General features: G+C 72.5%; 1 protein-coding gene. It reads right to left on the reverse strand.

Features of this window, described 5'->3' with window-relative positions; all coding sequences use genetic code 11:
* A partial coding sequence (locus tag QWJ41_RS21900) for a hypothetical protein (protein ID WP_302710607.1) occupies positions 1–207 on the reverse strand: 207 nt, incomplete at both ends.

Raw genomic sequence — 207 nt, forward strand, 5'->3', positions numbered from 1 at the left:
GCGCGGCGGGGAGTAGAAGTCCTTGCCCTCCAGACCCGGCTCGTCGTCCTCGGCCACGGGCGGCTTGCTCGGGTCGCCGACCACGAACTGGGTCGCCGCCGTCGACGCCACGTCGAAGGCGTAGCGCAGCGGGTTCGAGAGGACCGCGATGGTGCCCAGCTCGATGCGGCTGCCCGGGGCACCCATGACCAGCACGACCCCGGTGAC

The organism is Nocardioides cremeus, assembly GCF_030518195.1.
Taxonomy (GTDB): Bacteria; Actinomycetota; Actinomycetes; order Propionibacteriales; family Nocardioidaceae; genus Nocardioides; species Nocardioides cremeus.